This is a genomic window from Kitasatospora sp. NPDC054768 (genome assembly GCF_053612025.1).
Genome location: NZ_JBSHBN010000024.1, coordinates 20849 through 26703, shown reverse-complemented (window position 1 = coordinate 26703; position 5855 = coordinate 20849). Strand labels below are relative to the sequence as shown.

Annotated in this window: 5 protein-coding genes and 2 pseudogenes; 2 read left to right on the top strand and 5 right to left on the bottom strand. The window is 71.0% G+C overall.

What is annotated here, in order from left to right; all coding sequences use genetic code 11:
- Positions 1 to 754: 754 nt before the first annotated feature.
- The 3 genes and pseudogenes from ACWGKU_RS10220 to ACWGKU_RS10210 form a co-directional block, all read right to left on the bottom strand.
- Positions 755 to 1231 (bottom strand): endonuclease NucS domain-containing protein, encoded by a 477-nt coding sequence (locus ACWGKU_RS10220; protein ID WP_452179674.1) that lies wholly within the window; start codon positions 1229 to 1231, stop codon positions 755 to 757.
- 114 nt (positions 1232 to 1345) lie between these two features.
- Positions 1346 to 1663, bottom strand: coding sequence for a tyrosine-type recombinase/integrase (locus ACWGKU_RS10215; protein WP_401054144.1), 318 nt, complete (start codon positions 1661 to 1663; stop codon positions 1346 to 1348).
- A gap of 19 nt (positions 1664 to 1682) precedes the next feature.
- A pseudogene (locus tag ACWGKU_RS10210) lies at positions 1683 to 1886 on the bottom strand (site-specific integrase); the annotation flags it as partial.
- Between ACWGKU_RS10210 and ACWGKU_RS10205 the strand changes: the two are divergent.
- Positions 1842 to 2036 (top strand): hypothetical protein, encoded by a 195-nt coding sequence (locus ACWGKU_RS10205; RefSeq protein WP_401054142.1) that lies wholly within the window; start codon positions 1842 to 1844, stop codon positions 2034 to 2036. The pseudogene ACWGKU_RS10210 and the gene ACWGKU_RS10205 sit on opposite strands and share 45 nt — an antisense overlap.
- A 1048-nt stretch (positions 2037 to 3084) precedes the next feature.
- Here the strand turns inward: ACWGKU_RS10205 and ACWGKU_RS10200 are convergent.
- Positions 3085 to 4341 (bottom strand): sensor histidine kinase, encoded by a 1257-nt coding sequence (locus ACWGKU_RS10200; RefSeq protein WP_401053566.1) that lies wholly within the window; start codon positions 4339 to 4341, stop codon positions 3085 to 3087.
- Positions 4338 to 5024 carry a response regulator transcription factor gene (locus ACWGKU_RS10195; RefSeq protein WP_401053564.1) on the bottom strand — a complete coding sequence of 229 codons (687 nt, stop codon included), beginning with the start codon at positions 5022 to 5024 and terminating at the stop codon, positions 4338 to 4340. Before ACWGKU_RS10195 ends, ACWGKU_RS10200 begins: the two co-directional genes overlap by 4 nt.
- A 324-nt stretch (positions 5025 to 5348) precedes the next feature.
- Between ACWGKU_RS10195 and ACWGKU_RS10190 the strand changes: the two are divergent.
- Positions 5349 to 5855, top strand: a pseudogene (locus tag ACWGKU_RS10190) (alpha/beta hydrolase); the annotation flags it as partial.

Genomic DNA, 5855 nt, shown 5'->3' with positions numbered 1-5855 from the left:
GCCCCGCCTGCCCCCCCCTGACCCCGGGTCGGTTGTCCCCCCCCCCGGCATACGGGTTGCTGGGGGGCCCCCGCCCCCGGCCGGGCGGCCCGTCCGGGCCCCGCCAACTGGCCGGCCCCCCGCCCGCCGCAGGTTCACCAGGACCAGCGCGGTCCGCGCATCCGCTGAGTTCCCCACTAACTGGGGCACGCCAGCTCGATGGCGGCGGAACCGAGCGTCAGCAGACTGACGTCAGGCCCGTCAGGCCCGTCAGGCCCGTCAGGCCCGTCAGGCCCGTCAGGGCCGGAGACGTTGGCGGCGTCGGCGATCCGGATGGCGCTGTTGACCAGGAGATCCCCCACCTCCGTGCAGGAAGGCCCCTTGCGCCACTTCAGGCAGCGACTGGTGTTGCTTCGGCGCGTGGGCACGATCTCGGCGGTGTGGGGCCAGTGCCTCCACCAGGTGCTCGCGCGAACCATCATCAGGCATCATGCGGCCTGGATGTGGCAGGCCCTGACCTACGGTTTCTGGACTGAGCGGACTGTCCGTCACCACCTTTCGACCGCTGGGGGTCAAGGGGTCGCAGGTTCAAATCCTGTCGTCCCGACTGGAGTTCTCTCCAAAGTCGCAGGTCAGAGGCCGTTTTCTCGTTCGCGAGGAAGCGGCCTTCGGCGTGCTCTGGGGCCTGCCTCTCACATTCGTCTCACGGTTTTCACGGTTCGACGGCGGGGCTGGGGACCGCTCGGCGCTGCGTGCTGGTGACTGTATGCGCTCATTATCTCGTATGTCTGATGCCGTGCACCGGCGTGACGCACTGTTCCGGCGACGAGGGAGGCGGCGCGACGCGCTCTGCGCTCAGTGTCCGGTCGTCATGTACCTGGAGTTCGTAGCCGCGAAGGTCATGGTTCCAGTCCCGGGCCATGTTGCTGACCGGCGCGAGCAGTTCGCGCCAGTCGGTCGACACGATAAGGGCACGGATGCGGTCGGGCGCGATCTGTTTGTCACGCTGGAGCAGCTCAGCGTACTTCGCGACCTCGTGCAACGCCTTACGCGACGTGGACGTCGCACGCTTCAACTCGATGCTTACCCACAGGCCGTGTCGATCGCGAGCGAGGATGTCAATCCAACCCCTCGTACGGAGCGGCGCGTCGCTCAGCGCAAACTCGCAGCGGACCAGGGTCAGTCCTGGTTCGAGAACGTCCAGCTGTTCCGCCAAGAGGTCCCGGAGCTGATGTTCGAGTAACGCGGTCATGAGCGATGACAGTGGCGGTGCGGGCTGACAAGGAGCCCAAGGCGGCGGGAACTCGCCCCCGCCGAGCTGATTGTCATCCTGGCTGGGGTGACGACCGCCCTCTGGTTGCGAACTCTAGTGGTGTGAGCGCGGGCTTGGGAGCTCGATGGGGTCGGCTGAGGTGAGGCCGTGGTCGACGGCGTCGCGGGCGGTCTGGGTGATGAGGTGGCCGTAGATGTTCGCGGTGGTGGACGGGGCGGCGTGCCGCAGGGTCTTGGAGACGACGGTGAGGGGGACGCCGGCGGTGATGGAGATGGTGGCCGCGAGGTGGCGAAGGTCGTGGACGGTGGTGCGCGGGAGGCCGAACTCGCGGCAGAGGTAGTGGAAGTGGTTGAGGACGTAGGCGGGGGTGAAGGGGGCGTCCGTCGGGGTGGTGGAAGACGAAACCGCCATCGTCCGCACGGAATTGTGAGGGACTCTTGTCCTCGGCGCGGTGGTGCAGCGCGATGGCGACGCGAGGGGATATGGCGACCCAGGCTTTGCTGGAGCGGGTCTTCGGTGAGGTGATGATCAGGCGGTTGTCGTCGATGACGGAGAGCGTGCAGCGGATGTAGAGGACACGTTCGGGTAGGTGGACGTCGTTCCAGTGCAGGCCGAGGGCTTCGCCTTTGCGGATGCCGGTGCCGATGAGGATCTCGATGAGGTCGGCGAAGGCGCGGTCTGTGGCGTGGCAGCAGTCGAGGAAGCGGATCGCATCCGGCGCGGTCCAGATGTGGCGCTTCCCGCCGCGGGTCTCAGGATGACTGTGGGGCGGGCCGGGTTGTAGGGGAGCCGGCGGTGGCGGACGGCGTCGCCGAGGGCGCTGGAGAGCGTGGCGAGGCGGCGGTGGACGGTGACCTGGCCGCGTCCGGCGGCGAGTTGGGTGTGGGTGAAGGCGGAGGCTGTTGCGCTTCCTGCGGATCACCATCCGCACGGTGCTGGCGCTTGCCGGCCGGCGCCCCCGACATCGCCCACGACAAGGGCGTACCCGGCCGGGCTCAGCTGTACATCGACGGCCGCCTGGTCGGCGAGACCGACATGCCGGTCACCACCCCGATCGCCGTCAACCCCGGCGGCATGGCCTGCGGCGCCAGCCCCGGTTTTGCGAACTCCCATCAACGACGGCAGCTTGGGCGGCGGTGCGGGCGCATCAGCCCGGCCCGAGTCGGTCACAGCGCAGCCCCCTGGTCGTGGACGACCCGCATCTGCCGACCGGGTGGCGTGCCGCAGCCGATCGCCCTACCGGCTGCTGAGCTCGGCGACGGGCCGTCCGGCCGCGGGCCAGGGCGCGGACTCGCAGGTGCAGGCCATGATGGCCAACTGCGACCGCGACCAGGCACTGCGCTGGTACGAGGGCCTTGTGGACGTCGGCGTCGAGGGCATCGTGGCCAGGGGCCGTGAGAGCCGGTGCACCCCAACGACGTCGTCGCGCACCCCCGTGGGCTTCTCGGAGGCCAGGGGATCGGGTTCCGGGTGTGCGGTAGCGCTCCGTGGAGATGGCATGTACGCTGCGTGTCGCTGGTTGGACAGTATGAGGGCCCGGGTGCTGCTCCGTGGGGGGAGTCGCGTCCAGGCCCGGCCGCCGGCCAGGGGTCCGGTTGTGCTCGTGGGGGAGTCCCAGCCGGACCCGCCAGCGGCGGTATCGACGGTATGCCCGGACGGACAGGGCTCCAGTCGTGACAACTGTCCAACAGGGCAGCGGTTCCAGTCGCGTTCGTCCATCGACCGCCCCGTGCGGCAGGCTGCCGCTGCGGCCCGGCTTCGCGAGCGGCACCGCACACTCGTGTCGATGGGGCGGCCCACCGATCGTGGGCGCGCGCATCGCCGGGGTTGGCCTACTTCGTCCGGGGCGGGAGGCGGAGGGTGAAGCGGGCGCCGCCGCGCGGGCTGGTGCCGACGTCGAGGGTGCCGCTGTGGGCGTGGGCGACCCAGGAGGCGATGGACAGCCCGAGGCCGGTGGAGCCGGAGCCGCTGTGGAAGCGCTGGAAGAGGGAGTCGGCGAGAGCCGAGGGGATGCCGGGTCCGGCGTCGTCGATGGTCACCGTTCCGTCGGCGGCCACGGTGACGTCGACTTCTGCGGGCAGGCCCGGGGCATGGCCGTGGAGGAGCGCGTTGCCGAGCAGGTTGGCCACCGCCCGTCGGAGCAGGTCGGGATCGGCGACCACGACGACCGGTTCGGTGTGGACGCTCACGTGGTGCTCGCCGGTTTCGACGTCGTCGACGACCACCTCGACGAGCTGGTCCAGGCGTAGCGGCTGGCTGGCCAGGGTGCCGACACCGGCCATCAGCCGGGCCCGGGTGAGCAGGCCGTCGATCAGGTCGCCCATCCGGGACGCCAGGCGCACGGTCCGTTCGAGCGCGGCGGTGCGGTGCTCGTCGTCGCGCAGCGCAGTCTCCGCGAGGCCGCGTAGCGATGCGGTGGGTGTGCGCAGGTCGTGGGCGGCGTCGGCGAGGAACTCCTCCTGTTGTTGCAGCGCTGTCAGTGCCGGCCGGATCGCCCGCCCGGAGAGCAGGTGCCCGGCCACGGCGGACAGGGCGACCAGGACCGCACAGCCGGCCACCAGGAGCAGAGCCAGTTTGCGGTGCGCGGCCCGGTCGCCGGTGGTGTCGTCGGCTGCGACCACCGCGCCGGCCGTCGACTGGCCATCGGCTCCCGCGTAGGGCTCGGCGAGTAGCCGGATCCGGTGGCCGTTGTCGCTGTGTGCGTCGGCCACGACGGCCGATCCCTCTCGCATTGCTTCCGCGGCCACCGCTTCCAGGTCCTCGGTGTGGGCTCGGACGCAGGGCTTGCGCGGGGTGTAGGCAACGGTGGGCTGGTCGGCCGTACCGGTCACCACGGTCACCGGCGGGCAGTCGGTCTCCATCCCGTCCTGCACGTACTGCGCTTCGAGCCGGCCGTCGTCGTCGAAGCTCAGGAGCAGGATCGCCTGGCGGGTCTGCAGGGTGAGCGCGTCGTCGAGCCGGTCGCTCCAGGAGTTGTCGTCGGTGTGGATGGCGAACGCCGCCAGGCCGATCAGTCCGATCGCGCTGGTGAGAGAGAACAGTGCGGTGAGTCGCCGGCGCAGCCGCCGGATCCGGGCCGCAGCCGTCATCCTCGGCCGCCGTCGCCGCTGCCGGGCGGCGCCAGTCGGTAGCCCACGCCGCGGACCGTGTGGATCAGCGGCGGGTCGCCGAGCTTGCGGCGCAGCTGGGAGACCAGCACCTCGACGACGTTGGAGTTCGGCTCGGTCATCTCGTCCCAGCATTTCTCGATCAGGTCGGCGCGGGGTACGGCCTGGTCCGCCCGGGCCGCGAGCAGTTCCAGTACGGCGAACTCCTTGCGGGTCAGCATCAGCAGCACGCCGTCCCGGTGCACCTGGCGGCGGGCGGTGTCGATCTCCAGGTCGGCGATGTGCTGCACCGGGGGCCGGACGGTGGCCGCCCGTCGGCACAGGCTGTGCACCCGGGCCGCCAGCTCGGGCACCGCGAACGGCTTGACCAGGTAGTCGTCGCCGCCGACGGCGAACCCCTCGACCCGGTCGGCGACCGTGTCCCGGGCGGTGAGGAACAGCACCGGGACGGTCCGCCCGGCTCGGCGCAGCTCGCGCACGTACTCGACGGCGTCCCCGGCGGGCAGCATCCGGTCGAACACCGCGCAGTCGTATTCGGTGACGAACAACGCCTCGTCGGCGGCCGGCAGATCGGCCACCTCGTCGACGGCCAGCCCCTCGCTGCGCAGTGCTGCGGACACGGCAAACCGCAGGTCATCGTCGTCTTCGGCCACCAGTACTCGCACGGCGGTCAGGATAGCCCGATGGGCGGCCCGGGCCGCCCTCATCAAATCCTCAGCTTCGCCCGGCAATCATCTGTGAGGTCACAGCGGAGCGAACCGGCAGGAGCCGAGCAGCGCGGCCGTTCGCCCGGGAGATACGTGGGCGGACCGGCACGCGGCGCCGTGAGACGCCCCGGGCGCGATCCCCCACGCGCCCGGGGACCGCCAGCGGCCCGGCGGATGGAGCCCTCGGCCCAGCCACCCCGGGCCGCCGAGGTGGTGCCGGTGCCGCTGACCACTGCGGGCGCCGTGCGCGACAACCCTGCCAAGTCCCTCTGGAGTACCCCCATGAAGCACCCGACGAGCAAGCGTGCCGGCCTGATCCTGGCCCTGGCCGCACTCGGCGTCACGGCACTTGCCGGATGCATCCCGGCGTCCGGGGACACGGCTGCGGAGGGCGCCGACACGGCGCCGACCGATTCCGCGCAGCAGAGCGCTTTGCAGACCTTCTACCGGCAGAAGCCGACCTGGACCGCGTGCGGCGAGCTGCAGTGCGCCACGTTGACCGTCCCGGTGGACTACGCGCACCCGGAGACCGGCCAGACCTTCACCCTGCCGCTGGCCAGGTCCGTCACGGCGGACCCCGCCCAGCGCACGGGCTCCCTGGTCTTCAACCCCGGCGGACCGGGCGAATCCGGGGTCGAGCAACTGAAGTCCGGCGGCCTCTCCTCCTTCAGCGAACGGGCGCGCGCCCGCTTCGACATCGTCGGCTTCGACCCGCGGGGCGTGGCCACCACCACCCCCGCCCAAAACAGCCGCTACACCCACTCCCCCGAACCCGACCAACCCGCATAC